Origin of the sequence: Bacillus mesophilus, assembly GCF_011008845.1 — a bacterium.
Classification (GTDB): Bacteria; Bacillota; Bacilli; order Bacillales; family SA4; genus Bacillus_BS; species Bacillus_BS mesophilus.
Window position 1 is genome coordinate 1 of record NZ_JAAIWM010000001.1, and the last position, 24,726, is coordinate 24,726.

Here is a 24,726-nt window from a genome sequence, read left to right on the forward strand (position 1 = left end):
TTAGGCACGCCGCCAGCGTTCGTCCTGAGCCAGGATCAAACTCTCCAATAAAGTGTTTGATTGCTCATTACACCGGCAATCTACTAGTAAATAGTAGATTTACTAATATTACTTTGCGTTGGTTTTTAAAAACCAACACGCTTGACGTTTTGTTTAGTTTTCAAAGAACTCATAGCTCGTAATGTTGAGCGGATAATTAGTATATCACGTTTACTAGATTACATTCAATGTGAATTTTTTTCCAATTAACTGTGAAAACTAGTTTTCATCAATCATATTTTTTGAGCGGATAATCAATATATCATGTTTCGTGGAATAGATTCAAGATGAATTTTCTTCCATCTCAGCGATCATTGATTTTCTTCAATCACTCTTTAGAGCAGATAATCAATATAACATGTTTAATAGAAGAATTTCAATAAAAACTTTTTTTCATTTTACTTATCATTGAATTATCTCTAATCACTCTTCTGAGCGGATAAACAATATATCATGTTCTATAAGCAAGAGACAATGTACAATTATTTCCATATGATGTTGATTTTTATAAATCTACTTACTTTAAATTGGTAGAAAGCTTAAATCACATATAGTTCACTTATATATTCTTAAATCAAATTATGTAGATAAAATGAAAAGATAGCCAGTTAGGCTATCTCTTTTCAATCTTTATTTGTTATTTATATTGCTTTCAATATTTTCAAGATCTTGTTGAAACTGTTGTAATTGATCTCTTTGTGTTTCAGATGTAACTTCTAATGCATTTGAAATTTGTTCTTTCGCTTCATTTATTTCATTGATTAGCCGCTTCAGCTGCGCACCGTAATCCCCACCCGTTACTTCCATGTTTTCATATATATCTTTTGCCTGATGTGTACCTTGTTGCGCTGCTTGAAAGGCTTGTTGTTTGTCTTTATTGTAAGGCACTGTAATTCACTCCTTTTAAAGTAATGCATCTATAGTTTTTTACATTACCTCTAAAAAGATGCGGAGAATAAAAAGAATCATTTATTTCATCCTATAGATAAAAGGAGGGATGAGCTTATGGCTAAGAAACCACATAAAAAGAACGAGAACACAAGTCAGCCTGAACCTTTAAGTGGTTCAAAGAAAGTAAAAAATCATAATCATACTCGCCAGAAAAACAACCAAGGACATGATATGTAATTAGTCCAATTGTTTTAGCACTTTAATAACCTCATCGATTTCGGTATGATGTATGGTTCTTAGGTCAAAAATAACTTGATTGTTTTTTACCCTCGTAATAATTGAGGGGTTGCTTTGCCGGAGCTCCTTACTCAGGAGCTCCGCATTTTTTTGAAGATGTTTTATTGCCACAACAAATGTAGTTAGTTCCACATCAGGCATTGTTCCTCCACCTACTTGAGAAACATCCTGTTCAATTTTTGACATGTACTTGGTAGTATTTAATTGATCTACAAATCCTTCAGCTTTTTGTAGAATGTCGGTTGGTTTACTTAGCATGTCTCGTATAACTGGAATCTTCATTATCTGTTCATTACCTTTTAAGTAGGCAGAAAGGGTTGCTTCTAGTGCTGCAAAAGTGAGTTTATCCACTCTCAGAACCCTTGCTAATTGATGTTTTTTTAATTTTTGTATAAGCTCTTTTTTTCCTGCAATGATACCGGCTTGAGGACCACCTAAAAGCTTGTCCCCACTAAAAGAAACAAGATCTGCACCTTGACTAAGTACTTCACTAACTACTGGTTCATCCCCAATTCCATGTTGACGGAAATCATATAAAACACCACTACCTAAGTCTTCATAAAAAATAACATTCTCATGTTTATTGCTTAGGTTGATTAGTTCTTCTGATGAAACACTTTTAGTAAAACCGATCGTTTTAAAGTTACTAGTATGTACTTTCATAATCATTCTTGTTTCTTCGTTTAATGCGTCTTCATAATCAAACAAATGTGTTTTATTAGTAGTACCTACCTCAATTAGCTTTGCTCCACTCTCTTCCATTATAGAAGAAACTCTGAATGAACCACCAATCTCAACAAGCTGCCCTCTTGAAACTATGACCTCTTTGTTTTGAGCAAGTGCACGCAAAATTAAGTAAACAGCAGCAGCATTGTTATTAACCACCATTGCAGCCTCTGCACCTGTAACCGAGCGGATTAAACCCTCAATGATGTCATGTCTAGAGCCGCGCTCACCTTCCTCAATTTTATATTCTAAGTTTGAATAATATTTTGCGATATCACTAATATGTTTTATCGCTTCCTCACTTAAGCGAGCTCTACCAAGATTCGTATGTAGTATTGTTCCGGTAGCGTTAATAACTTTACGCAGAAAATATTGGCCATAATTATGTCCAGTTATCTCAAGCTGTCTATATAAATAATTTGTAAAAACCTCTTTAGAAGCTTCTTCTCCTTCCCATTCATTATTTAGAAGTTTTGAACGTAACGCATTTACTTCGTCCTGTACTAATTGCGTCAATACATCTATATGTAAATCCGTTTCTTCTAAAATAACTCTAAAATTATCGCCTTTTTGAAGTTCATGTACAGGCGGTATCAATCTTAAATACTCTTTCACTTAAACAACCTCCGATTTCCCGATATATCTATTATATGATGGCTTCTCTTTTAGTACAAATTAATGGGTACAGAAAACATAACAATTATCCTGGTTAAAAGTCCACACCAACCTGAATGTTCAGGAATATTTTAATGGTAACAACAGATGGAGGGCTTGTCATGAATGAAGAAATAAATGAAGATTTATTGCTTGAGATTGATGGGGTTGAAGATTGGATGGCCCAGTTTGTGATTGATCCTTTTTTAGATGGAAACAAAGATGGACTCCGGATGGATCTATTTGAAACTGAGTCTTCATATATTATTGAGGCAATTGTTACTAATTTTGAAAGAGACGATATCAACTTAAAGGTTGTTAAAGATGGTTTACGTCTAAAGTTGAAAAAAGATAAAGATGTGATTACCCGCTTTATATCCCTTCCTTATTCTCTTTGCAAAAGAAGAATTAAGGCTTCTGTTAATAATGAGGTACTCGAGATCATCATACTGAAAAAAGGGAAAAGAAGGAAGAAAGCTTTTCGAACTATAAAGGTAAAATAAAAAAGAAGGAACCAACACATGGTAACCTTCCTTTTTAACATTACTCTGTTATCTTTGTGATCATTTCACCGGTGTCTGGGAATTTACCAATTTCTAGTTTCGAGTAAATTTTTTCATCGTTTACTGTAACCTCAAATGCACCACCGCCCGTAGGAATAAGCTCTAAACTTGAGATCTCATGGCGAAAATGATTAAATAATTCTTCTGCGAAACTCGCAGCTTTAGGTGCATAGTTTCACTGCATGCAAAATTCAACTTTAATTTTGTAGCTCATCTTTTTGGCCCTCCCTTTAATGCTAACTGTTACTTATTTTAGTATATCTTTGAACTGGAAGCAAAATTTTTAATTTCAAGGTGTCATGTTTGGAAAAATAATCACAAAGATATATACTATTTTTCAGGAGGTGCTTGTATGAGCAATAAGACAATTAGATTAACACAACTATCCTCGAAAGCTGGTTGAGGATGTAAAATTGGTCCAAGTGACCTGGCGCAAGTGTTGCGTCAATTACCTGAAAGAGAACATGATCCAAACCTGTTAGTTGGACTTGATACCTCTGATGATGCTGGTGTATACAAACTAACAGATGAGATAGCATTAATTCAAACAGTAGATTACTTTACACCTGTTGTGGATGATCCTTATATGTTTGGCCAAATAGCTGCCGCTAATGCTCTAAGTGATGTATACGCTATGGGTGGTAAGCCGAAAACCGTACTTAATATTGTTGGATTTCCAATTAAAGAGTTAGGACCAGATGTATTAGCAGAAATCCTTAAGGGTGCAGCAGATAAAACAAAAGAAGCAGGAGCACTAATTGTTGGTGGACATTCCATTGATGACAAAGAGCCGAAATTTGGATTATCTGTAACTGGGCTAATTCACCCTGATAAAATTCTTAAAAACGTTGGTGCCAAACCAGGTGATTCTCTTGTTTTAACAAAACCAATTGGTGTTGGTATTTTAACAACTGGAGTAAAGCGTGATGCAGTAACTCCGGAACAGCTCCAAAAAGTTACTGATACAATGGCTAGCTTGAATAAAGTAGCCGCTGAGTGCCTAGAAGGGTTAAATCCTAATGCAGGTACAGACGTAACTGGTTTTGGTCTTTTAGGACATGCAAGTGAAATAGCAAGAGGAAGCAACGTAAGTTTAACATTACACTTTGATCAGGTCCCATTACTAGATGGAACTGTTGATCTTGCCAATCAAGGAATCATCCCAGGTGGGACTAAATCGAATTATGAATGGTTAAGCGAAGCGGTAGTGTATGATGAAAAGTTAACACAGGAAGAACGCTTCATATTGTGTGATGCCGTTACTTCAGGTGGATTACTAGTAAGCTTACCTAAAGAAGAAGCTGAGCTTTATGTTCAAAAGCTTCATGAAAACGGAATTGCTGAAGCTGCCATTGTTGGAGAAGTTACGGAAAAGCGTGAATGCTGCTTGTATGCTGAAAGATAAACAGCAAAAAACAGAGACTTAAAAAGGTCTCTGTTTTTTAATAGATATTCTCTAAATCTTTTTGAGTTAATTCGCTTGGTTTTCCATCAAAAACTACTTTTCCGTTTGAGATACCGATAATTCTAGTTGCAAATTCTTTCGCTAGCTTAACATCATGTAAATTGATGATCATGGTAATCCTGTCCTGCTCGTTAATTTCTTTCAAGAGTGACATAACCTGTAAAGATGTATTAGGATCTAGACTAGCAACAGGCTCGTCCCCCAAAATAATTTTTGGCTTTTGAACTAATGAACGAGCAATCGCTACTCTTTGCCTTTGTCCACCACTAAGTTTGCTTACCCTTTGATTTGCAAAATCTCCTAACCCTACACGTTCTAACGCATGCAAAGCAAACTTCTTTTCCTCTTTTTTAAATTGGAAAAACAATCCACGCCATAAGGGAATTACCCCTAGAAATCCCACTAACACATTTGTCATCGTTGACATTCGCTCAATTAAATTGAAGGATTGAAAGATCATACCAATTGAACTTCTATATTGTCGGAGTTTTTCGCCTCTATAAGAAAGAATTGAATCGTCATTCCAGATAATATCGCCGGCTGATGGTTCAACTAAGCGGTTTATACAACGTATTAAGGTTGACTTCCCTGCACCACTTAGTCCAAGTACAGCGATAAATTCCCCTTGCTGAATAGAAAAACTCACGTCATTTAATGCTGGAGTGTTGGCTTTATTATATTTTTTTTGTAGGTTTTTTACCTCAAGCATTAAATCACCTTCTTACGAATTATGGCTCCGACGTAATCAACAATCATGACGAGTAGCATGATAAAGATTACTTCTGTTGCCACCATTTGATAATTCAATATCTTAAAGTCAATAAATAGCATACTTCCAATCCCTCCGCCACCAATAAAGCCTAGGATTAGAGATGCTCTTATTCCAACTTCAAGTCTATAAAAATAATGGGAAATGATATTGGGAATTATTTGAGGAAGAATTCCGTAGGTAATAACGAGCAACCTTTTCCCACCTACTGACCTTACCGCTTCTTGCTGACCTTCTTCAGAAGCCTCTATTAATTCAGATATTAGTTTCCCTAATACCCCAATATTATGAAGTGCAATTGCTAACACCGCAGGAAAAGGTCCTAGTCCAAATGTAGGGACAAACAACAGTCCGAATACAATTTCGGGTACTGAACGGAAGAAGTTTAGTAATCCTCTTGTTGCATTGTAGATCCACTTCGTTGGGGCTGTATTCCAAGCTGCAAGAAAACTTAAAGGCAGTGCGAAAATAAGTCCTAAAAAAGTCCCCATGATCGCAATCTGAAGCGTAATAACAGATGCTTCTAGTGCATATTTTGCATTAGAAAAATCAGGTGGCCACCACTGCTCTTTAAAGAAATCAACCGTTTTTCCGATTTGTAAGAATTCTCGGAATGAAAATTCAACTCCGTATCCACTCCATATAAGAATAGCCGCTGACAGTACTGCCAACGACCATTTATTCATGTGTTTCACTTTAACACCTTCTTTATCCGCACAAACCAACTGTCAAGCTTCTCCTAGAAGAAGCTTGATCTGTTGATTGCTAATAATAATTATAAGTGTACCTATTACTTAGCTTCCTTCTTCGCCTCACGAATTGCCTCATAATCAGCATCTGTTGCGACTGTAAAACCAGTAGCTGCAAAGGCATCTAAAATTTCTTGATCCTTAACATTTAAGAAAGCATCTTGGATCTTTGCGACAAGCTCATCACTAACTACTTTACTTACAGCCCAAGGATATTGAAATAACTTTTCTGATTGCCAAATAATTTTAAAGTTATCACCGATTTTTCCATTTGCTTGTAATGTATCAAAAATGGCACTGTCGATTGCACCAGCATCTACTTGTTTATTTTCTACAGCAAGTGCCGTAGCATCATGACCACCTGTGTATAGTAGGTTGTCAAACTGATGTTCATTTTGATTTGTAAACACACCCTGTTTCTTTAACTCAATACTTGGAATTAGTGAACCAGATGTAGAACTAGGGTCACCAAAAGCAAATGTAAGGTCCTTACTTTGAGCGACTAAGTCTTCAATTGAAGTAAGCGGTGAATCTTTATGAGTAATAATATAAGAATAGTAAAATGGCTCTCCATCAATTAACTGCGTCATAATGGCTCTTGCACCACTCTGCTCATTTGCATCAATATATGTAGATGGACCAAAATACGCCATATTTACTTCATCATAATTCATTGCTTGAACAACTGCCTGGTAATCTGGATATACAGTTATTTCTACTGGTATATCTAATTCTGACTCAAAATGCTTAGAAAGCTTATCCATTGCAGTTTGCATATTTCCTTGGTTCAATGAAGGGATTACACCTACAACTAGCTTTTCTAGTTCTTCAGATGCAGTTTGTTCCTCTGTATTTTCTACTTGCTCTTCTTCTTTCACTTCATCATTGCCACCACCACAAGCAGCAAGAACGGCAAACAATGCAATAATCATCATTACCCAAAGTTTTTTCATGTTTAATCCCCCTATTATGTATTAACGCTCTTAATCATAAATAAGTACTCAGCCGTTGTCTAATAAATTGCTCATAAAAACTGATTATATAGTTGTATATATTGCCCTACCTCTTTTTGTAGCGAGTGGTGCTCTAAGACGTATTTTTCTCCATTAGTAGAAATGGTATCCGTTAAGTCCTTATTTGTAAGTAATTTCGTTGCCATCATAAAAAAGGATTGTTGATCTGTAAAAACGAATCCTGTTTCTTCATGCTTAACTAAACTTAAATTACCTTCATTCGCTCTAACCAAAACTGGACATCCATTATACATGGCCTCAATTATAGATGAGGATTGCCCCTCGGTTACTGATGTGTTAATTGTTATATCAGCATGCTCATACAACTGCTTCATTTGATAGAAAGGTACGTCCTCCAAAAAATGGACCCAATCATATTGTTTACATAGCTTATCAATTTCATGAAACAAATCTTTCTCGATGACTATACCAGCTATAATGAATTGTAGATTCTGAAATGTTTTCTTTAATTCTTTTATTTCTTTCCATACGTATAGAGGATCTTTAATCGCTCTAATACCAGCCGGTAAAAATATAATCGGATTACCTTTTGGTAATTGCAGAACATCAGCATCGTTCCTATCTTCAAACCATACACTTTGTGGTATAATCTTGATTATTTTGTCCGGAAACAGGGATTGAACTATACTTCTTCCATCTTCAGTAAAAACGGTGATGGCTGATGCCGCCTGAATCATCTGGTTCATTTCTGCCACTTGTGCCGGGTTTGCTAGATCATAATTAATATCAGTACCACCGTTTGTAAGAATATATGGTTTATCAAGAAGGAGCTCTCTACACATATTCCACTTTGCAAAACGGTAGATATGTAAAATATGATAAAGGTCACATTTCTTTAACTGTTCTTCCTTCTCATCGGACCACCTTTCTTCAAGGTAGGGAACCACAAAAACATCTATTCCCGCTTCACGTAGTCCATGAACTATTCTCTTTGTTGTTGTAGCGTTTCCTCTATTGCTGTGAAAATAGGGAGTAAAGAATGCAATTTTTTTAGTCAATGGTTTTTCTCACCCACACTCGGATTTGATCTTGTCTTTTTGTTATGCCTAACGTATCTAATAATTCTACAAAAGGTATTAAATACTTTCGAGATACATCTAAGCAATCTTTCGCTTGCTTTAAGTCGAATGATTCATCGGTATGTGAAGAAAGCTTTTCTAATAGTAGTTCAAGAGTAAGTCTTGAAACAGCATTTTTCTCATCTAAGAAATAGATTCTACCTTTTTGGCGTAAAAAATGCTTTAATTCGTCAATTACATCCTTAGGAAGGCCCGCTACTTTTCCATATTCCTCAAAGGTTTTTACATTTAGTTGATCATTGTCTAATTCTTGAAGCATAGTTTCTATCCTCTTTGACCAATTGGATGGAAATGAGGGCTCGAAGTTGACTAAAGCAATGAACTGCTCTTGTTTTTGCAATTCATTAGCTTGGGTGGCTTGGTCCAATACGTTTCCAACCCATTCCTTTGGGGCGTTATGACTAAATAAGCCAACAAGCTCCGCCTTATTCATACCGATTCTCATTGGATGTTTATCATGAAAGCTAGATAAAACATCCCTTACTTTATTTAATAATCCTTTTTGCTCGGAAAGTAAGGTGTAGCCTTGTAATACTTCGATAATATCAGGTTCAGTTACTGTTACCTCTTCAAGCTGGTCTTCTTTTAAAGAAGTCTGCTGTAGCAATTCCTTTTTATGTATATATTTCTTATCAATTAAAAGGTCGACAATTCGTTGAGCTGGTGTTCCTTCTTTTTTCTTATGGAGCATCTCTGCAGTTGCTTGTCCAAATTTATATTTTTGACCATTAGGATCAACGACCCAACCACCACCAATAGTTTCTACGGGAGTAGCTCTTCTAAGAATAAACCGATCCCCACGTTTAGTCACAATTTCTTCGTTTAAGCGAAGTTGACAGAGAACCTCTTCACTGTCGCCAGCCACCTCATTACGATCAAAGAACACAATCTTCCCCATCACTTCAGATGTCCCAAGGTGAAGCTTAATAGGTGTTCGCTGTTTAACAGCGAGCTTAAGAGAATCTACAAAGGACAATGCTATATCGATCGTGTCTGTGACAACAAAATGCTCCTTATCGACAAGTACATCACCTCTATCAAGATCCTCTTTGGTAACGTTAGAAAGGTTGAGCGCTACACGTTGTCCTGCTACTGCCCTGTCTGCTGGCTTATGATGAACCTGAAGTTGCCTAGCCTTAGTTTCTTTTCTTGACGGAAGTATAAGCAACGACTGTCCTTCAATGACTGTTCCTTCATAAACAGTACCTCTTACCACAGTACCTTGTCCTTTCACTGTAAAAACCTGATCAATTGGTAGTCTAAAGGCACCGTTTGCATTTCGTTCTTCAGTTTGCAATAAATCATCTTTAATTTGTAGCTTAAGCTCGTCTATACCGAGGCCTTTCAAACTATCAATTAATATCATAGGAGAATCTGCAAAGACTGTTCCTTGTAGCTGTTCCCTCATCTCATCTTGTACAAGCTCTACAAAATCTGCGTCTACTTTATCAATTTTTGTTACAGCAACAATACCCTTTTTAATCCCTAAAAAAGAAAGAATATCAAGGTGTTCCTTTGTTTGAGGCATAACGCCCTCATCCGCTGCCACTACTAAAATGACTAAATCTATTCCCGCTACCCCAGCGATCATTTGACGAATAAAACGTTCATGTCCTGGTACATCAATGACAGAAGCCACTAAATTATCCCCTAAATCCAACGGAGCAAAGCCTAGTTCAATTGAGATTTGCCGTTCTTTCTCTTCCTTTAACCGATCTGTATCTACATTAGTTAAAGCTTTTGTTAATGTTGTTTTCCCATGATCTATATGTCCAGCCATGCCAACTGTATAATAATGCTTTTCCATATCGTTCACTTCCTTTTATTACTGCATATATACTTTACATGGATTAATGGTTTGTTTCAAGGGTAAAGAACTATATAGACCTTTAGTTCAGAATTAATGAAAGGATGCTTATTTATAATTCTATATAAGTAGTTTATCCTTGATTTCTATTTTGTGTGGGGTTATAATATTAAAGCATATTAAATGGGGCTGAATGGGGTACTGGTGTCCCCCACGGTCTTCAAAACCGCTTGTGAGGCACGTGTTGTCTTAGGTGGGTTCGATTCCCACACAGTCCCGCCAACATTTAAATGGATCATTAACTCTTCACTCAATATATATTATTTAAAACCACCACTCTATGGCAGAGTGGTGGTTTTTTTTTTAGGTATTAGGACCAGGAGAGAAATAAATTTCGGAACTCTTCCACTTCTACTCGCATTTTTACTTTGGATTTAAACTAAACTTTGGAATTAATGTGTTTGGATTTTTAGAGAAGCGAAGAACATAATATATCTGTGGGATAATTGTCACAGTCTCATTGATACTAATCATAAAAAGGAGAGGATAATTTGACTACTGATACGATAGAACGTACTTTAACTGTTAAAGAGGCAATAGAGTCTCGTCACAGCATCAGAGAATTCGTTCAGGAATCGATACCACCGGAAGATCTTAACGAGATTTTCGAACTAGTCAGACTCTCTCCTAGTGCTTGGAATTTACAGCCTTGGCGTTTCCATCTTGTTACTGATAAAACTATGAAGGAAAAGCTACAAGAAGCTGCTTATGGACAAAGGCAGGTTACTTCAGCTCCTGCAGTCGTAATCGTTGTAAGTGATATGGAGGATGTCCTTAGGAACTTACCTAAAATTGTTCACCCAGGACTTTCGGAAGAAAGAAAGCAGGAAGAAGTGGCGAATCTTTCTTCTTTTTTCGGAGGAATGAGCTTAGAAGAAAGAGGTCAATGGGGATTAACACAGACTAACATTGCCTTAGGTTTCTTGCTAACAGCCATTCAGGGACTTGGTTATTCGAGTGTTCCAATGCTTGGGTTTGATCAACAAAAGGTAAAAGAGCTCCTTGACCTTCCTGACCATATTAAGTTTGCGGCTATGGTTCCCTTTGGACGTCCAAATAGTGAGGGGTACGAGCATCATCGTTTAGATTTAAAAAAAATTCTCACATTCCACTAATTGGTACAGGGTAGGAGTTAGCACTCCTACCCTATTAATTATCCAAGAAGCACCTTAACTTATATAAATCTTCAAAAGTTGCCTTTAATACTTTTTAAAGCATTAATTCTTTTTATCTTGTACTTCTATTTCAATCTCCTTTAATTCCGTTTGTTGGCAAAATTCACATACAAAACCTTTTACGAATTGTAAACAGTGTGAACAATAACGTTTTTTCATCATGCTCATCCTTTTTTATTATGTATATGCTCTACTCTTGACGTTTGGAACCCATAAGTAGCATTGGAATAATTCTCCTTCAATTTACCCAAACTACTATAAAACTATTTTTTGATAGTAAAGGGGCGATTGTTTTGGGATTATTTAATACTATTTCAGAATGGAATTCAGCAAGACAGGAAAAACATCATTCAAAAATGAAGGAAAAAGGATATTGCCCTCAATGTAATGGAAGAGGCTTCCATACGTACGCAGGACATGAATATGCATTTTATAGTTCTACCTTAGATTGCCCAGGTTGCAACGGAAGTGGAACATATGTAAGTTGGGATGAACTCCAATAATTACTTCTTCTTACGTTTAGCATAGATTGCAATAGAAAGGTTAAACTAAAAAAGATCTCTTCCGATGACACATTCGCTTGTTGCGGGACACTTAACCATTGTTCGGAATCGGAAGAGATCCTCTGGCGCTAGTTTTCTAGCGCTATTTATATTTACAAAAAAACCAAGACCCTAAAGGTCTCGGATTTTAGTCTTATCTAATTTGTCCGTTACCAGACATCAAGTACTTAATAGTTGTTAGGGCAGGTAAACCCATTGGGCCTCTAGCATGAAGCTTTTGGGTAGATATGCCAATCTCAGCACCAAACCCTAGTGCACCCCCATCAGTAAATCGAGTTGAAGCATTATGATAGATTGCGGCAGCATCAACTTGAGACATAAATGTTTTCGCTGCTTGGGCATCCTCAGTGATGATTGCTTCTGAATGCTTCGTTCCATATCGATCAATGTGATCCACTGCCTGGTCAACACTCTCTACTACCCTTATCGCTATACTAAGATTCAGATATTCTTCCGCCCAATCCTTTTCGGTTGCTTGAACTGCTCCAGCAAGGGTTTTTACCACCGTTTCATCACCAAATACTTTGATTTCATGATCTTGTAGCGTTTTTGCTAAAGTTTCCTTGTTTGAATTAAACCAGGACCTATGAACTAATAACGTCTCTGCAGCATTACAAACTGCTGGGCGATCCGTCTTAGCATTTATTAAAATAGACATTGCCTTATTTACATCAGCTTTCTCATCAATGTATAAATGACAATTCCCCACACCAGTTTCTAATACAGGGACAGTCGCATTGTTAACGACGGCATTTATGAGAGAGGCACCACCTCTCGGAATTAATACATCAATATGCTCCTTCATAGTGAAAAGTTGCTTTGTAGCTTCGCGATCTGTAGAAGCAATAAATTGTACAGCTTCTTTTGGTATTTTTGTTTTTTCAAGTGCACTGTGCATGACTTGAACAATTTTTTGATTAGAGGAAATGGCATTTGATCCACCCTTTAATACAATTGCATTTCCTGACTTTAATGCAAGACCTGTTGCATCAACGGTTACGTTTGGTCTCGCTTCGTAAATCATTCCAATTACACCTAAAGGCACTGTAACTTGTTCTACCTTCAAACCATTATCTAAAACCCAACTTGTGTTAATTTTTCCTGTTGGGTCCTCCAGAAGGGCTACCTCACGTAACCCATTTGCAAAATCATATATCCTATCCTTCGTTAACGCTAAGCGATCCATAAGAGCTGAATCAAACCCTTGTGCTTCACCATTTTTTAAATCAACCTTATTTGCTTCTAATATTACTTCATAATTATTTTCAAGTTCTTTAGCTAAAATCTCCAATGCCTCATTTTTTTCTTCGTTTGATAAAGCACTAAGCTTTCTAGCGGCTTTTTTGGCTTCTATAGCCTGATTTTCAACATTATTAGTATCCATAACGATAGTCATCCAATTCCCCCTCTATTTTCAAACACCTACTGGTAATAAAACTTCTAACTGACATACAAAATCCTCATAGTCAATTACAGGAATTTGTTGTGTTTCCAGCTTAGAAATTTCTATTTCATTTAGTTCTTCAGAAGAATACCCTACTACACCTAAGCCGATTGCTGCTTTGTTTTCATCTACTATTTTAATTACGGCCCCACTGTTAAAGGTCCCTTCTACTTTTATTACATCCGCTGGGAATAAACTGTTTTTATCATTTACGATAACCTTTTTGGCATCTTCAGTGATGACGATTTCGCCCTCTGGACCAGAATGAAAGGCAATCCATTGTTTCTTTTGATTTAAGTTCACAGCATGTTCCTTTGATTGTTCAAAATAAGTTCCAATTGCTGTTTTATTAACCGCATCTTTAATGATGTTTGGAACACCAGCTTTACCTAGGAAGGTAGTAATACCTGACGCCATAGCAATCTTTACAGCATCAATCTTTGATTTCATTCCGCCAGTTCCTACTGTGCTTCCAGAGTCACCGGCAGCTTCTTCAATTTCAGGAGTAATTTTATATACCTTATCAAGAAGCTTGGCATTTTCGTTTTTTCTTGGGTCTGCATCATAAAGGCCTTCTATATCTGAAAGGATAATGAGGTGATCTGATTCAATCAACCCCGCTACCTTAGCTGAAAGTGTATCGTTGTCACCGAATTTTAAGCGATCGACGGTAACAGTATCATTTTCATTAACAATTGGAATAATTCCACGATCTAGTAAGACATTTAATGTGTTACGAACATTTTGATATCTGTTTTCGTCCGAAAAATCACTTCTTGTTATCAATATTTGAGAGGCTACGTAACCATGAGATAAAAACAGTTCAGAGTATGCCTCCATTAACAGTCCCTGGCCAATTGAGGCAGCCGCTTGTTTTTCGGGTAAAAGCGTTGGACGTTCAAGAAATCCAAGCTTTCTGTAGCCGGCTGCAACTGCACCGGAAGAGACCAATAATACTTCATGCCCAGCGTCTTTTAACTGAACAATTTCGTCCACTAGTCTTTCTAGCTTTTTGCGACTTATTTCACCGTGTAAGCTTGTTAGTGAACTGCTTCCTATTTTAATTACGACCCGATGCTTTATGCCGTCTGGGCTCATTGTATCACTCCTGTTTTCATTACTAGTTGTTGGTTTTATTGTGCTTTTGCTAAAAGTTTTCTTTGTAGCTCAGTACTTATTTCATTTGAACGATTTGATGCGTGCTTGATTGCTTGAGTGATTGCTTTACCTCCACCATGCTCTGCAAGTGCTGCTAATCCAGCAGCAGTAGTACCATTCGGTGATGTCACATTCTCTCTAAGCTGTTTTGGTGATTCATCCTGTTCTAATATCATTTTAGCTGCACCTAATATCGTTTGAGCCATTACTTCTCTTGTGGTTTCCATATCGAGGCCGCCCTCTTTACCTGCGCGTTCCATATGCTCCATTAAATAATAGAAGTATGCTGGTCCGCTTCCTGCAATTCCTGTAAAGATATCCATTTGATCTTCTTCTATCTCGAATACCTTCCCTATACAACTTAACAATTCTATAGCATCCTCAACTTGTTCTCTTTGAGTAAAAGTTCCTGTGGAAATAGCAGTTGCAGATTCACCGATCATGCTTGATGTGTTAGGCATAACACGAACTACTTGCTGACCGTTTTGTAAGTGGTGTTCCATGAAAGTGGTTGTAATACCTGCCAAAACGGATATTACAAGTTGATGTGGTTGTAGTTGATCTTTAATAGAAAGCAGAACGGCTTCTGCATCCTTTGGTTTCATCGCTAGAAATATAATGTCCATTTCCTTTAATGAAACTTCATCTCTTGAAACACCCTGTATTCCATACCCGGCTTCAAGTTCCTTTAAACGCATTTTATTACTTTTATTTGAAACAAAGACTTGTTTTTTGGGTACTTTATTTCCATTAACGATACCAGAAATCATAGCTTCAGCCATAGACCCAGCACCTAAAAAAATTATTTTTTTATTTTTTAACATCAAATCTCTCCCAGTTTGTTCGTATTTTGTTCTCTTTTTACTATAACGTCTTTTATCTTACCACCATCTGAGGAAGAATCAACCACTTATGAACATGTCATAAGGATATGGCTCATTTAGTTAGTGAAAGCGTTAACATTTTTATTTATTGTCTGATAATCCCTTCTGAAGGGAAATTATCGCCGTTAATCAAGTAATTTCAAAGGTTTATTTTTAATCTGAATATTCTGATTAAGTCGGATGGCGTTTATGTTTGTCGAGTATTGTATATCGGTAGGTTTCTTTTTGTAAGTCAGGGTTTATGTTATTTTTTTATAAACGACCATATTGGAAAGTTCTTTCCTACAAAAAGAGACTTTTATCATTACACACTTGAACATTTCTCCTTTTTTTATGATAATAGTAAGCATGTACGAATAATTTAGAGGTGAATGATGTGCAACTGCAGCTTGAAGGATGGGCTTTATGGTTTACCCTCTTTTGGATCATCTTCTTACCTACCATAATGGGAATAGGCGGATTTTTTATGTTTCGAAAATTCTTAAAGCGACTGCCTAAAGAAGATGGGATGAGTGAATTAGATTGGCAAGAGCGATATATAGAAATGACTTTGCATCTTTGGCCCACTGATCAAAAATTGTTTCTAGAGGATTTAGTGAAACCCGTTCCAGAACTTTTCCGAGATATTGCTCGTCAAAAGATCGCTGGTAAAATCGGAGAAATAGCCTTAGAGGAAAATGCTAAAGTTATTACACAGGATTTGGTTATTAGAGGATATATTATGGCAACACCTAAGCGTGATTATAAGTTCTTAATTAGAACATTGCGCGAAAAGCAAATCGACCTATCTCCTTACAAAGGTTTGTTTTCATAACCACGACCTAATACTTGGAAATAAAAAGAACGTCGAGAAAATATACTCAACGTTCTTTTTTGTATTTTTATTTAGCAATGGTAAGTGCTTAAATATACCCAAGTGAGGAATCAGCATCTTAAGCTTACTATAATTCTAGCTTTTTAGTTTGGATCATTCTTAAGTAGAAGTAATAAAAAGTACCAAATCCATAATAGAGGATTTGGTACTTTTTATATAGTAGGTTGCTGAATTAGCTGGTCATTAAGCTTTTTGAATGAAAGGAACATTGCTACACGCCAAGGAATAATCATACCTAAAGCAAGTAAATAAAACATTCCACTTAATTCGCCTACATCTATAGTAGCACTTAACAAGCTTTTGAGAATAATCCGAAGAATTAGTAATCCAAACAAAATAAAGATAAACGCCTTTGAACGCTTTAAATAAATTTCATTTTCTCTTACTTCAAACTGTGAGGTTTTGATTAAAAATATTGAAAATATTGCCCCTACACTTACTGCCTCAATAACCTGAAGTGGAGTAACTTGAAACATCGGAAATAAAAACATAAGTGAACCTGTACTCATAAAAATGGGTGGCAGGATGATTTTCCTAAGAGTTGCAGGCTTTTTTGCTGCTTTGATTCTAACAATGATTACTAGAGTTGCCATAACAATGGCAGCTACTGATGATAATAATACCAACTATATCAATCCTTTTCATTCCTTTGAGTCATAAGACTCTCTTATTATTATAACTCTATTACAAGAAAAAAAGCCATTTAAGTTTTATACTTAAGATGGCTTTATCTTTGTTTAGGAAATTATACAGTTTATCATTTGTTGATAAATAAGGCAAGTGTATAGTAATTCAGCTCCAGCGCCCAGCCCCTCGAGGTCAAATAACCCTTCGAGAAAAAGGGGAAACCCACCCCTTTTTTCTCGAAGGAACATTTGCTTGTCGGGGCTAAACGGGGCGCTTACGCCTTTTGTTCTTTAACCTAACACACGATTAATGGCTTCAAGTACTCTATTTTCTTCAAAAGGCTTCACGATGAAATCCTTTGCTCCTGCTTCAATCGCCTCAACTACCATTTTCTGTTGTCCCATTGCTGAACACATAATAATTTTGACTAAAGGATCGCTTTCCTTGATTGCCTTTAAAGCGTCTAGACCATTCATTTCAGGCATTGTAATATCCATAGTTATTAAATCCGGCTTGAGTTCTTTATATAGCTCTATCGCTTGCTTACCATTTTCAGCCTCTCCAACTACCTCATGGTTTCCCTTATGAATGATTGACGCCAAAGTTAGTCTCATAAACTTTGCATCATCAACAATTAAAATTCTTGCCATTTAACAAGCTGCCCCCTTGAACAAACACATCTACAATATCATAATATTGTATCTTTCTATGTAGTTTCTCTTATTGATCTTCTGCAATGGATAAAATGATGGTCATTGTTACACCAATGACCGTTAAATATACCCCTATATCAAAGAGTACAGCAGTAGCAAGGTGGGTTTTCCCAAGAATCGGCAGGTAAAAGTAGCCGTCTGTTTGACTTAAGAAAGGCTGTTCGAATATAAATGAACCTAGTCCTGTTGCCACAGCAATAGCAAGACCTAGAGCAATTAGAAATGTAAATGGAACACGAATTACTTTTTTAATAGGTCCTAGCCCATACGTTAGATACATTAAAATGATTGCTCCAGCCGTCATTAAACCACCAATAAATCCTCCACCTGGCATATTATGACCCGCCAAAAATAACTTAAAGGAAAATGCCAATATAATAAAAACAATAATATTAGTAGTCGTTTTTAGTATTAAGTCATTTGTTCTCATCCATCTCTCCCCCAATTATTAATAAGCTTTCCTTAAATTATAATACAAATTCACAATTTTTGCAGAGAACTCTAATTAGAAACCAGTAAATCCTCCAAACATATTAGTAAAGTAAATTGTAATTTTTGTCATCCAATCAAAGAAAAGGAAGATCCCCATGAATATCATTAAATAGCCACCAATTTTCATAATTTTTACATTGTGTTTTTTAATCCATGTTAATTTTCCAACAAAGAAAGACATGATAAAAAACGGAATGGCAAATCCTAATATATAAGCTATCATATAGAGCATTCCTGATCCAGGATTAGAGGCAGCTAACGTGATAACCGATAGTAGGATTGGTCCAGTACATGGAGTCCACCCTGCTGCAAAAGCAAGTCCTATTAAGAAAGATCCTATATAACCAGCAGGTCGATTTTTTACAGATACACGGTGATCCTTCATTAGGAATTCAGGCTTTAAAAGACCTACCACTACAAACCCTAGGAACACGATTAATATAGCACCTAACTGACGAATCAGATCTTGGTAGTTTGCAAAAAATAAGCCAATATAGGAAGTTCCAAATCCAATTGCGATGAAAATAACAGAAAAACCAAGTAGGAAAAATAAGGTGTGTAAAAAACTTTTAAATTGAAGTTTTGTATTTTCATTTTTTAGCTCACTAACACTAATCCCCGTAATATAAGAAATAAATGCGGGATATAGGGGTAAACAGCAAGGTGAGATAAATGATAAAAAACCTGCTCCAAACGCCAAGAATAGATTTAAATCAGCCAACTTTAACAACTCCCATTCTTCAATTACCTCTATTTTATCAAATGATCAGTGCATTTACCTTAATAAAGCATGACAGGTTTGTGTCAAAGTATCATATGCGAATTACATCAGAAGATTCTACTCAATTATGTCTGGCTATCTTTGGAGATTGAATAAACTTTCAAAAGTCATTATACTTATACTATATTTGATAGGGAGGATCATGGCTTGTGAGCAAACATGAATTACTAGAGCTTATCGAACAAAAACGCCAAGAGTTATTTGAGGTTGTTGCTCAAAATGGTCTTTCATCCTTAACGACCATTGAATATAGTAAGCAGCTTGATGATTTACTAAATATGTATAACCGTTTGCATGTTAAATCTACTTATTAGATGTATATAAGAAAAGCGCAAGTGCCTGTTCAGCCCCGATAAGCAAATGTTCCTTCGAGGGGCTGGGCGCTGGAGCTAGACATAGACTCCAATCGAAAAAACTTATACTTTCAAGAAATTCAAGAAAACACTAGCCTCTAGTGTTTTTATTTTTTGGCAGAATTTATTGTGTTGCCTTACAATTTCTTATTTCTTTAGATCAGTTACTGTTTGGCTTGTAATTGTACCTTGATGGAAATATAATTGCCATTTACCATCGATAAATTTCCATATCGAGCTTCGGAGGGTGTTTCTATTTCTTGATTTATCTTCTACAAAATAAGTGGACAGCACTACATCAAGCGATAAAGGGTACACTTCATGATTATGAATAGTCATCTCAGTTAAAACAACACCACCTTCAAGACATTCTTTTTTATCATACATAAACCCTGATGATCCAATTTCAAAAAATTCATCTGCCAGTATTTGATTAAGTTCTTCACGACATTTACGAACATTGATATTTGTATGCTTCTCCTCTAACTCTTTTATGAGCTCTTTCAAGTTATGCTCCATCGTTAACACTCCTTTTAATAGATGCTAGTGTTGAAGTTTGCTTCATCATTTAAGGGTGGACCCTAAAAACACTCGCTTTTCGCCCTATTTTAACAATCGTCTTCTAGTAAATAAATTTATTTTCCCTAATACTAAAAGCACACTAATTCCTAATCATTAGTGTGCACAAAACTTTTCATGAAACAATATCCTCGATTTTATCAGTTACTTGATTTTGAAGCACATACATTTTATAGTATAACCCCTTCTGTTCTAGGAGTTCTTGATGTGTACCTCTTTCTGTTATTTCTCCTTGATGTAAGACTAATATTTGTTCAGCATCTTGAATAGTGGAAAGTCTGTGAGCAATTGCAATGGTTGTACGTCCCTTCCTCATCTTAGCTAGTGCTTCTTGGATGTAACCTTCTGTTTCTGTGTCAATATTGGCGGTCGCTTCATCTAAAACAAGTATTTTAGGATTTGTAGCAATGGTTCTAGCAAAAGCAACAAGTTGTCTTTGACCGCTTGAAAAGGTTGTTCCTCTCTCCGATAGTTCATGTGCATATTGATCTGGTAGAGTTTCTATAAATTTATCCGCCTGAACAAATTGAGCAGCTTCCCTTATTTCTTTATCTGTTATTTCTTCATTATATAACTGAATATTCTTTTTGATGGAACCTGCAAATAAAAATGGATCTTGAAGCACCAATCCTATTTTTTTACGAAGTTCATGATCCTGATACTCTTTAAGAGATTGACCATCAATTAAAATTTCACCACGGTTAGTCTCATAAAACCTCATAAATATATTGATAATCGAACTTTTCCCGCTACCAGTATGACCGACCAAGGCAACCGTCTCACCGGGCTTTGCCACGAAAGATATATTTTTTAATACATCCCTCTGGCCATCATAGGAAAAGCTTATGTTTTTAAATTCTATTTCACCTTTTTCTATCTTAAATTCCTTGTTACCTGAAGCCTTTGGAGCGGTTTCCTCGTTATCTAAAAGGTCGAAAACACGTGTCCCTGAAACAATAGCCTGCTGATACATAGAAAGTCTCATCATCATCTGGTTAACAGGTTCAAAGAATCGCTCTAAATAATTTATAAATGCATATAATACACCAATTTCGATTGGACTATTAAAGGATGTAATGCCGAAAAAGCTTAGCACTAAAATTAATGAGCAGACATATATGAAATCAATGGCAGGACGAAGTAGCAAGCCATTTAGCTTGATGTTCTTTACACCTGCTACATAATGCTCTTCATTAATAGTTGAAAATTCATTTCTTAATCGCTTTTCTTGTCGGAATACCTGAATAATCGCCATGCCTTGTAATGACTCATTGAGCTTTGCATTTAACTGACTCAATTTCTCTCTCAAATCATGAAAATATATAGAGCTATATTTCCTATAGGTGTGCATTATGAGAAAAATAATCGGTATTATTCCCAAACAGAAGAAAGCTAGTTTTACATTCAATAAAAACATCGCTATGAATATTCCAACTAAAAAAAATAAATTTTGTACAAAAACAGATAAAACATCAGTAAAAAACTCTTTAATAGATTCTGTGTCATTTGTCACGCGCGACACAATACTTCCACCCGGTGTTTTATCAAAAAACTTTAAACCTAGTGTTTGAACCTTTTCAAAAACATCAATTCTTAGCTGTTGTATGATATTCAAGGCGATTTTATTAAAGGTAAACAACTGAAAATATTGAATAATCGTTTTGCCCACCAATACGATCACATAACTAATAGAAAGAAATAAAAGTGGACCATAAGGGAAGTTTTCTTTAACTAAATATTTATCAATAAACACTTTTACTAAGTAAGGACCAAGGATTTCTCCTATTGTACCAAATATTAATAATATAAATGCCAAAATTAACGGTTTCTTATGAGGTAATGTGTATGAGAGTAATCTCCATAAAACCTTCCGTTGCTCTTTTGCTCCGTTTTTATTTATTTGTTCATTCACTTCCATGATGTGATCCTCCATGCTCTACGAGGGATTCAAGCTGTTGGCGATTGTACATGTCTTTATACCAACCTTCTTGATTCATTAAATTGTGGTGAGTACCACGTTGTGAAATTCGCCCTTCTTCCAAGACAAGTATTAAATCAGCATGTTCAATTGCACTTAATCGATGTGAGGTAATAATCGTCGTTTTGCCATAACGATTGCTTCTTAAAGAAGATAAGATACTTTCCTCTGTCTTTGCATCAACAGCTGACAAGGAATCATCCAAAACTAATACTTCTGGATTAACTATTAGCGCTCTTGCAATAGAGATCCGTTGCTTTTGACCACCTGATAAAGAAACTCCTCGTTCCCCTACAATTGTCTCATAACCATCAGTAAATTGAGCTATGTCATCATGTATATTTGCTAGTTTAGCAGCTTCAATGATTTCTTGAAAGGAAGAGTTTGGTCTTGCGAATGCAATATTATCCGCAACAGTTGCTGAGAATAGAAAGTGATCCTGTGGAACATATCCTATTGAGGCTCTTAAGGCATCACGATGATAGGATTGAATAGATTGAGATCCCATTAAAATCTGACCCTCATATCCTTCAAATTCTCTGATTAAAAGCTTTAATAAAGATGTTTTTCCAGATCCCGTTTTCCCAACGATCCCCAAGGTTTGCCCTTGTTCTAACGTAAAATGAATGTTGTCTAAAACTCTCTTATCACTTTCAGGATACTGAAATGAATTTATTTGAAATGAAATGGACCCAGATGGCTTAGACGTGTTAGCACCTTCGTGATCAATGATATCTTCCTTTTCAGCTAAAAGCTCCTGAACACGGTCGTATGATGCTCTTCCACGTTCAACAATGTTGAATAGCCATCCAAATGCTAGCATGGGCCATATTAGCAACCCTAAATAGGTCGTAAACGAAATAAGTTGACCAATCGTAAGTTCACCAGCTAATACAAATCTTGAACCAAATACAATGGCAAGAATGAAAGAAATACCAACAATAAATGAGATTGTCGGATCAAATAATGCATCAATTCTTGCAACCGATACATTTTTATTCACAACATCTTTTGATTGAATTACAAATGATTCAGTATCTTCTTTTTCTTGTCCAAATGTCTTGATTACCTTAATTCCACTTATGCTTTCTTGAACCTTGTCGTTTAAAGAAGAGAAAGCCTCCTGTGCTTTATGAAAACGTTTATGTAGTAACGTACCATAGTAATTGGTTAGTATTGCCATAAAAGGCATTGGTATTAGACAAATCAGTGTAAGTTTCCAGCTAATAGTAGTTGCCATTACGATGATGACAAAGCTACCTGTAATGACTGAATCAACTAAAGTTAAAATCCCATCACCGGCTGTCTGTTGAACAGCTTGTAAGTCATTAGTTGAGTGCGCCATAAGGTCTCCCGTACGTCTACGTTGATAAAAGCGCGGTGACATCTTAGTAAAATGTTCATAAAGCTGATTTCTCAGCAAACGTGCCAATCTTACTGATGCACCAAATATCATAATTCTCCATAAAAACCTTAGAACATAAACTGAAATAGCCATTCCAAGAAGTACCGCAATCCACTGTAATAAAATGTCTTTAGTCAGCGTTTTATTGTTAATATGGTCTACGATAATCCCTATAACTTTAGGTGGGATCAGCTCAAGAATTGCCACAAACGTTAGCAATAGTACTCCAAATCCATAGGAACGCTTTTCAGCCTTGAAAAACCACCATAAATCCTTAAAAATACTCATGTTAGCACCATCCTAGTTACATTTCGAACATTAGTTTAGCACAAATTTACTACAAAAGTTGAAATATTTTAAAATTTTAACTAACAAGTAAGTATTTTATTATTTCTTCATAAAAAAATAGGAGCATATGCTCCTATACGTGAGAGTAACTTTTAACAAGCTCATCAATCTTTTGACTAACTTTATTCACACCATCCTGAAGTGAGTGAATCTCTAGAGTATGAACTCGAGTGGTATATTTTTGCGAAGTATATTCATATTTAGGATCATAATATTCCTTTAATAAAATAGCTACTACAGATTCAATATCTTGTTGTTGAAGTAAATCTTTTAAGGATTGATTCACTTCACTAGAGAAATGTCTTTCTAAACGATTGATTGCATCCTCAAACTCGATCTTGTGTTGTTCATAATGATATGTTTCGCAAATAGTTTTAGCTCTACTTTGTAAATCTAAGTTAATATGAATCCGCTCTCCTCTTTCCTTTCCCTGTAGAAGAAAATCGGGTAATAATATACTGCCAAGTCTTTTACTCTCAGCTTCTATAATATAATAAGGAGAATTTTTTAATTCCATTAGACGATGGTATAGGAGGCTTTCAAATTCTTTTTGGCTTCTCGGCTTTAGGCCAATTTGGCCAAAGATTGAACCGCGGTGACTTGCTAATTCTTCAATATTAATGACTGGGTAGTCTAGTTTCTCTAACTCTGTTAGGATATCAGTTTTTTTTGTTCCTGTTAATCCTTCTAAAACAATATATTGTTTTGAGCTAGAATGTGCTGCTAGCTCTTCTATTATTAACTTACGGTACGACCTGATTCCCCCTTCTAATTGAAGAATGGAAATATCCAATGAGCTCATCATGGTTACAATTGATTTACTTCTCATTCCACCACGCCAACAGTAAACAACTAATGGCTTAGATTCAACATTATGGCTTAATTCTTTTATTTGCTTGAAAAGAGCAGGAAGTTTTTTAGATAAGAGTTCAACACCGATATCCTTTGCAAACTCATTCCCCTCCTGCTTATATATAGTTCCAACTTTGGCTCGTTCTTCATCAGTAAAAATTGGTAAACTGATTGCACCAGGTATATGAAATTCTTTATATTCACTTGGTGATCTTACATCTATGAGTTGAAAGGAATCTTCTAGAACTCTATCTATAGATATTTTCGGTACAATTAGCTTTTGTTCCATATATTTCATCCCTTTATATTCTGACTATCACATATTATATATAACCCAGTCTAAAAAGAAAAGCACCCACGATTGTGA

The 24,726-nt window shown here is 35.9% G+C and carries 26 protein-coding genes and 1 tRNA gene; 8 read left to right on the plus strand and 19 right to left on the minus strand.

The window, feature by feature from the left end:
- Positions 1-669: 669 nt before the first annotated feature.
- The gene (locus tag G4D63_RS00005; protein ID WP_163176442.1) at positions 670-927 is read right to left on the minus strand and encodes a hypothetical protein; all 258 of its coding nucleotides are present in this window, start codon (positions 925-927) and stop codon (positions 670-672) included.
- A gap of 93 nt (positions 928-1,020) precedes the next feature.
- Between G4D63_RS00005 and G4D63_RS00010 the strand changes: the two genes are divergently transcribed.
- Positions 1,021-1,167 carry a small acid-soluble spore protein P gene (locus G4D63_RS00010; RefSeq protein ID WP_338023893.1) on the plus strand — a complete coding sequence of 49 codons (147 nt, stop codon included), beginning with the start codon at positions 1,021-1,023 and terminating at the stop codon, positions 1,165-1,167.
- On the opposite strand, the gene selA is transcribed toward G4D63_RS00010, so the two are convergent.
- Complete coding sequence (gene selA / locus G4D63_RS00015; protein WP_163176446.1) at positions 1,168-2,568, minus strand: L-seryl-tRNA(Sec) selenium transferase; 1,401 nt, start codon at positions 2,566-2,568, stop codon at positions 1,168-1,170.
- Between the two features lie 161 nt (positions 2,569-2,729).
- On the opposite strand from selA, the gene G4D63_RS00020 reads away from it, so the two are divergent.
- Entirely contained in the window at positions 2,730-3,110 is a 381-nt protein-coding gene (locus G4D63_RS00020; protein WP_163176448.1) for an Hsp20/alpha crystallin family protein, read from the plus strand.
- Between the two features lie 40 nt (positions 3,111-3,150).
- Here the strand turns inward: G4D63_RS00020 and G4D63_RS22210 are convergent, their stop codons facing one another.
- Entirely contained in the window at positions 3,151-3,384 is a 234-nt protein-coding gene (locus G4D63_RS22210; protein ID WP_338023874.1) for an Rdx family protein, read from the minus strand.
- A 138-nt stretch (positions 3,385-3,522) separates the two neighbouring features.
- On the opposite strand from G4D63_RS22210, the gene selD reads away from it, so the two are divergent.
- Complete coding sequence (gene selD / locus G4D63_RS00030) at positions 3,523-4,575, plus strand: selenide, water dikinase SelD (protein WP_163176450.1); 1,053 nt, start codon at positions 3,523-3,525, stop codon at positions 4,573-4,575.
- Positions 4,576-4,612: 37 nt separating this feature from the next.
- Here selD and phnC read toward each other — a convergent pair whose 3' ends face one another.
- The 5 genes from phnC to selB form a co-directional block, all read right to left on the minus strand.
- Positions 4,613-5,344, minus strand: coding sequence for a phosphonate ABC transporter ATP-binding protein (gene phnC / locus G4D63_RS00035; protein WP_163176452.1), 732 nt, complete (start codon positions 5,342-5,344; stop codon positions 4,613-4,615).
- Positions 5,344-6,090 (minus strand): phosphonate ABC transporter, permease protein PhnE, encoded by a 747-nt coding sequence (gene phnE / locus G4D63_RS00040; RefSeq protein WP_163178319.1) that lies wholly within the window; start codon positions 6,088-6,090, stop codon positions 5,344-5,346. The genes phnC and phnE overlap by 1 nt, the downstream gene beginning before the upstream one ends.
- Before the next feature lie 104 nt (positions 6,091-6,194).
- Positions 6,195-7,106, minus strand: a complete 912-nt coding sequence (phnD, locus tag G4D63_RS00045; protein WP_163176454.1) for a phosphate/phosphite/phosphonate ABC transporter substrate-binding protein — start codon at positions 7,104-7,106, stop codon at positions 6,195-6,197.
- Between the two features lie 71 nt (positions 7,107-7,177).
- Positions 7,178-8,185, minus strand: a complete 1,008-nt coding sequence (locus tag G4D63_RS00050) for a glycosyltransferase family 4 protein (protein WP_163176456.1) — start codon at positions 8,183-8,185, stop codon at positions 7,178-7,180.
- Complete coding sequence (gene selB / locus G4D63_RS00055; protein ID WP_163176458.1) at positions 8,178-10,073, minus strand: selenocysteine-specific translation elongation factor; 1,896 nt, start codon at positions 10,071-10,073, stop codon at positions 8,178-8,180. Before selB ends, G4D63_RS00050 begins: the two co-directional genes overlap by 8 nt.
- Before the next feature lie 185 nt (positions 10,074-10,258).
- On the opposite strand from selB, the gene G4D63_RS00060 reads away from it, so the two are divergent.
- The 3 genes from G4D63_RS00060 to G4D63_RS00070 all read left to right on the plus strand — a co-directional run bounded on the left by G4D63_RS00060 (position 10,259) and on the right by G4D63_RS00070 (position 11,811).
- Positions 10,259-10,355, plus strand: a tRNA-Sec gene (locus G4D63_RS00060).
- A 269-nt stretch (positions 10,356-10,624) separates the two neighbouring features.
- Entirely contained in the window at positions 10,625-11,248 is a 624-nt protein-coding gene (locus G4D63_RS00065; RefSeq protein ID WP_163176459.1) for a nitroreductase family protein, read from the plus strand.
- A 353-nt stretch (positions 11,249-11,601) separates the two neighbouring features.
- Entirely contained in the window at positions 11,602-11,811 is a 210-nt protein-coding gene (locus G4D63_RS00070) for a methionine aminopeptidase (RefSeq protein ID WP_163176461.1), read from the plus strand.
- Between the two features lie 193 nt (positions 11,812-12,004).
- Here G4D63_RS00070 and G4D63_RS00075 read toward each other — a convergent pair whose 3' ends face one another.
- The 3 genes from G4D63_RS00075 to proC are packed head-to-tail and all read right to left on the minus strand — an operon-like array spanning position 12,005 to position 15,297.
- Complete coding sequence (locus G4D63_RS00075; protein WP_163176462.1) at positions 12,005-13,267, minus strand: glutamate-5-semialdehyde dehydrogenase; 1,263 nt, start codon at positions 13,265-13,267, stop codon at positions 12,005-12,007.
- 18 nt (positions 13,268-13,285) lie between these two features.
- Entirely contained in the window at positions 13,286-14,413 is a 1,128-nt protein-coding gene (gene proB / locus G4D63_RS00080) for a glutamate 5-kinase (protein ID WP_163176463.1), read from the minus strand.
- A 35-nt stretch (positions 14,414-14,448) separates the two neighbouring features.
- Positions 14,449-15,297 (minus strand): pyrroline-5-carboxylate reductase, encoded by an 849-nt coding sequence (proC, locus tag G4D63_RS00085; RefSeq protein WP_163176464.1) that lies wholly within the window; start codon positions 15,295-15,297, stop codon positions 14,449-14,451.
- Positions 15,298-15,733: 436 nt separating this feature from the next.
- Here proC and G4D63_RS00090 point away from each other — a divergent pair, with 436 nt between their 5' ends.
- Positions 15,734-16,171 (plus strand): DUF2621 family protein, encoded by a 438-nt coding sequence (locus G4D63_RS00090; protein WP_163176465.1) that lies wholly within the window; start codon positions 15,734-15,736, stop codon positions 16,169-16,171.
- A 212-nt stretch (positions 16,172-16,383) separates the two neighbouring features.
- Here G4D63_RS00090 and G4D63_RS00095 read toward each other — a convergent pair whose 3' ends face one another.
- From G4D63_RS00095 to G4D63_RS00110, 4 genes are all read right to left on the minus strand, one after another.
- Complete coding sequence (locus G4D63_RS00095) at positions 16,384-16,857, minus strand: CcdC family protein (protein ID WP_163176466.1); 474 nt, start codon at positions 16,855-16,857, stop codon at positions 16,384-16,386.
- Between the two features lie 291 nt (positions 16,858-17,148).
- On the minus strand, positions 17,149-17,508 hold the full coding sequence (locus G4D63_RS00100; RefSeq protein ID WP_163176467.1) for a response regulator: 360 nt from the start codon (positions 17,506-17,508) through the stop codon (positions 17,149-17,151).
- Between the two features lie 70 nt (positions 17,509-17,578).
- A complete protein-coding gene (locus G4D63_RS00105; protein WP_163176469.1) occupies positions 17,579-18,001 on the minus strand; it encodes a Na(+)/H(+) antiporter subunit B in 423 nt (140 codons plus the stop codon).
- A gap of 75 nt (positions 18,002-18,076) precedes the next feature.
- Complete coding sequence (locus tag G4D63_RS00110; RefSeq protein WP_163176471.1) at positions 18,077-18,784, minus strand: cytochrome c biogenesis CcdA family protein; 708 nt, start codon at positions 18,782-18,784, stop codon at positions 18,077-18,079.
- 209 nt (positions 18,785-18,993) lie between these two features.
- Here G4D63_RS00110 and G4D63_RS00115 point away from each other — a divergent pair, with 209 nt between their 5' ends.
- Complete coding sequence (locus G4D63_RS00115) at positions 18,994-19,158, plus strand: Spo0E family sporulation regulatory protein-aspartic acid phosphatase (protein WP_163176473.1); 165 nt, start codon at positions 18,994-18,996, stop codon at positions 19,156-19,158.
- 186 nt (positions 19,159-19,344) lie between these two features.
- Here G4D63_RS00115 and G4D63_RS00120 read toward each other — a convergent pair whose 3' ends face one another.
- From G4D63_RS00120 to mnmH, 4 genes are all read right to left on the minus strand, one after another.
- Positions 19,345-19,716 (minus strand): nuclear transport factor 2 family protein, encoded by a 372-nt coding sequence (locus G4D63_RS00120; RefSeq protein WP_163176475.1) that lies wholly within the window; start codon positions 19,714-19,716, stop codon positions 19,345-19,347.
- Positions 19,717-19,891: 175 nt separating this feature from the next.
- On the minus strand, positions 19,892-21,694 hold the full coding sequence (locus G4D63_RS00125) for an ABC transporter ATP-binding protein (RefSeq protein ID WP_163176476.1): 1,803 nt from the start codon (positions 21,692-21,694) through the stop codon (positions 19,892-19,894).
- Complete coding sequence (locus tag G4D63_RS00130; protein ID WP_163176478.1) at positions 21,681-23,447, minus strand: ABC transporter transmembrane domain-containing protein; 1,767 nt, start codon at positions 23,445-23,447, stop codon at positions 21,681-21,683. The genes G4D63_RS00125 and G4D63_RS00130 overlap by 14 nt, the downstream gene beginning before the upstream one ends.
- A 133-nt stretch (positions 23,448-23,580) precedes the next feature.
- Positions 23,581-24,648, minus strand: a complete 1,068-nt coding sequence (mnmH, locus tag G4D63_RS00135; RefSeq protein WP_163176480.1) for a tRNA 2-selenouridine(34) synthase MnmH — start codon at positions 24,646-24,648, stop codon at positions 23,581-23,583.
- Between the last annotated feature and the right edge of the window lie 78 nt (positions 24,649-24,726).

Bases quoted from the DNA above. Each gene is read 5' to 3' on its own strand.
- G4D63_RS00130 (WP_163176478.1), bottom strand. From the start codon at position 23,447: ATGAGTATTTTTAAGGATTTATGGTGGTTTTTCAAGGCTGAAAAGCGT.
- phnC (WP_163176452.1), bottom strand. From the start codon at position 5,344: ATGCTTGAGGTAAAAAACCTACAAAAAAAATATAATAAAGCCAACACT.
- G4D63_RS00075 (WP_163176462.1), bottom strand. From the start codon at position 13,267: ATGACTATCGTTATGGATACTAATAATGTTGAAAATCAGGCTATAGAA.
- proC (WP_163176464.1), bottom strand. From the start codon at position 15,297: ATGTTAAAAAATAAAAAAATAATTTTTTTAGGTGCTGGGTCTATGGCT.
- G4D63_RS00100 (WP_163176467.1), bottom strand. From the start codon at position 17,508: ATGGCAAGAATTTTAATTGTTGATGATGCAAAGTTTATGAGACTAACT.
- G4D63_RS00020 (WP_163176448.1), top strand. From the start codon at position 2,730: ATGAATGAAGAAATAAATGAAGATTTATTGCTTGAGATTGATGGGGTT.
- proB (WP_163176463.1), bottom strand. From the start codon at position 14,413: ATGAGCCCAGACGGCATAAAGCATCGGGTCGTAATTAAAATAGGAAGC.
- G4D63_RS00120 (WP_163176475.1), bottom strand. From the start codon at position 19,716: ATGGAGCATAACTTGAAAGAGCTCATAAAAGAGTTAGAGGAGAAGCAT.
- selB (WP_163176458.1), bottom strand. From the start codon at position 10,073: ATGGAAAAGCATTATTATACAGTTGGCATGGCTGGACATATAGATCAT.
- G4D63_RS00105 (WP_163176469.1), bottom strand. From the start codon at position 18,001: ATGAGAACAAATGACTTAATACTAAAAACGACTACTAATATTATTGTT.
- mnmH (WP_163176480.1), bottom strand. From the start codon at position 24,648: ATGGAACAAAAGCTAATTGTACCGAAAATATCTATAGATAGAGTTCTA.
- phnD (WP_163176454.1), bottom strand. From the start codon at position 7,106: ATGAAAAAACTTTGGGTAATGATGATTATTGCATTGTTTGCCGTTCTT.
- G4D63_RS00125 (WP_163176476.1), bottom strand. From the start codon at position 21,694: ATGGAAGTGAATGAACAAATAAATAAAAACGGAGCAAAAGAGCAACGG.
- phnE (WP_163178319.1), bottom strand. From the start codon at position 6,090: ATGAATAAATGGTCGTTGGCAGTACTGTCAGCGGCTATTCTTATATGG.